General features: G+C 64.0%; 3 protein-coding genes. 1 reads left to right on the top strand and 2 read right to left on the bottom strand.

Translation table 11 applies throughout. The annotated features are described in order from the left end of the window. Both VFW45_05120 and VFW45_05125 read right to left on the bottom strand, forming a co-directional pair. Positions 1 to 723: ABC transporter permease subunit (locus tag VFW45_05120; GenBank protein ID HEU5180149.1), on the bottom strand; the 723-nt coding region annotated here is incomplete at its 3' end. Then, positions 720 to 1,658 carry an ATP-binding cassette domain-containing protein gene (locus tag VFW45_05125; GenBank protein HEU5180150.1) on the bottom strand — a complete coding sequence of 313 codons (939 nt, stop codon included), beginning with the start codon at positions 1,656 to 1,658 and terminating at the stop codon, positions 720 to 722. The genes VFW45_05125 and VFW45_05120, both read right to left, overlap by 4 nt. 256 nt (positions 1,659 to 1,914) lie before the next feature. On the opposite strand from VFW45_05125, the gene VFW45_05130 reads away from it, so the two are divergent. After that, on the top strand, positions 1,915 to 2,269 hold a 355-nt coding region (locus VFW45_05130), incomplete at its 3' end, for an RNA polymerase sigma factor (protein ID HEU5180151.1).

A 2,269-nucleotide genomic window follows, 5' to 3' on the forward strand; every position in this document is an offset into this window, starting at 1 on the left:
GTAATAGACGACATGCTGCGTATCCACGACCCCTTTGGTGAAATCGGGGAAATGCTCGATGACCGACAATCCGGCGAGGAACTCGACGGCGCGCTGGCCCAGCGTCTCATTCAGAGAGTTGCTCTTCGAGACCCCGGAAAGGAACCAGAGGACCAGCAGGGCCCCGACCCCCAGCACGTAAGCCAGGACCTGGTTGTCGGTGAAGGCCGACAAGGCCAGCCCGATCGCCAGGAAGGTAGCGCCCAGCAGGAAGACTCCCAGGTAGAGGCTGGCGACGCTCTTGAGGTCGGGCTGTGAAACCGACGTCAGCACCCCGACGAAGGCGAGGCTGCCGGCGAGCATGACCGCCGAGACCGCCAGCGCCCCGAGGTATTTTCCGATGACGATCTGCGCCGAGCTGATGGGAGAGGTCAGGATCAGCTCCGAGGTCCCCTGCCGGCGCTCCTCCGGAAGGAGGCGCATGGTGATGGCGGGAAACAGGATCAGCAGGAACACCGGCACGAAGCCGCCGAACAGGGGCCGGACCACCTGCTCGTTCACGTTCAGCTGCTGCTGGAAATAAGGGTTGGTGCCGTAGATCAGGCATTCGTTGGCGAAGGCGATCAGGTTGAGGCAGAACGACAATCCGACGACCAGCAGGAAAACCGCCAGGATCAAATAGGCGAGAGGCGAGACGAAATAGGTGGACAGCTCGCGCCGCGCGATCGCCAGGACGTTGCTCATGCTCGCACCCCCCTCTCCTCGCCGGTCAGCTTCAAGAAGACCTCCTCCAGCGTCGGACGCAGCGGCGCGACCTCCACGAGCGGCCAGCGCTCGGCTTGCGCCTGTTCCAGGATGCGCCGCGAAAGGCCGGAGCCGGCGGCCGCCTCCAGCAGGAAGCGGTGCTCCGCCCCCTCGTCGCGCACGACCCGAAGGACCCCCTCCAGCGATTCCAGCTTGCCAGGCAGCGGTCCGTCGGCGGCGAACTGCACGGAGATCCGCTCCGTATCGTGCAGCGAGGTGGCCAGACGTGCGCGGTGATCCAGCGCCACGATCTTTCCTTCATTGATGATCGCCACCCGGTCGCAGAGCTTCTCTACTTCCGGGATGATATGGGTCGACAGGATGACCGTCTTCTCTCCCCGGAACGACAGGATCAGGTTGCGAATCTTCAGAATCTGCCTTGGATCCAGACCGACCGTCGGCTCGTCCAGGATCATCACCTCCGGCGAGTGCACGATCGCCTGCGCCAGGCCGACCCGCTGCTGGAAGCCCTTCGACAGATTGCCAATCAGCCTCCCTTTCACTTCGGTCAGCCCGCAGCGATCCAGGGCCGATTCGACCGCCGCGGCGAGGTTCTTGCGAGGCACCCCCTTGATGCGCGCCACGAAGGCGAGGTACGAGCGTACCGCCATCTCCTTGTAGAGGGGGGGATGCTCCGGAAGATATCCTATGCGGCGCTTCACCTCCCTGGGATCGCGGACCACGTCGAAGCCGGCCACGACGGCGGTCCCGGAGGTCGGGGGCATGAAGCCGGTGAGGATGCGCATCGTGGTGGTCTTTCCGGCGCCATTGGGCCCCAGAAAGCCAAGAATTTCCCCCTTCTCGACCCGGAAGGAGATCCCCTTCAGAGCCTTGCGTTCTCCGAAGCTCTTGGACAGATCCTTTACTTCGATCATGCGGCCTGCTCGTTGTGTTTAGGAGTTAACTTCTTTGGACTTAATACCTTCCGGCAAAACGGCGGCTACTATAGATCAGCCGATCCCGCTTTTCAAGAAGCTTGCCCCGCGCCGCCGCCGCGTGCTATATCCTCCAGCCGTTGAACTTTTCGCCGCTGCGCTCCGTTTCTGAGGAGGAAGGCGGTGTGGGGGGAGTGCCCATCCATTGGCCCCTACGGACAGCGAGCTGGTGGTCCGATGCCTCCAGCGGGACGAAGTGGCCTGGCAACTGCTGGTGGAGCGGCACTCGAGGAGGGTGTTGAACATCGCCTACCAGTTCACCGGTAGGCGGGACGAGGCGGAGGAGCTCTCCCAGGAGATCTTCCTCCGGGTGTTCCGGTCGCTGCACCTGTTCGACCTGTCCACCCACTTCGTGCCGTGGCTGGTGCGCGTCAGCCGCAACCTGTGCATCGACGAGCACCGCAGCCGGGCCCGCGAGAAAGCGGCCCTGGTCGGAGATGAGCCGGACCCCGAGCGAACCGCCGACACCGCGAAATCGCCGCTCGGGAGCCTGGAGACGCTGGATCTGGAGCGCAGGGTGCGGCAGGCGCTGGATCGATTGCCCGAGGAGC

It is taken from the genome of Candidatus Polarisedimenticolia bacterium, from assembly GCA_035764505.1.
Taxonomy (GTDB): domain Bacteria; phylum Acidobacteriota; class Polarisedimenticolia; order Gp22-AA2; family AA152; genus AA152.

Coding starts and splice junctions, on each gene's coding strand:
- VFW45_05125 (HEU5180150.1), bottom strand. CDS start 1,658: ATGATCGAAGTAAAGGATCTGTCCAAGAGCTTCGGAGAACGCAAGGCT.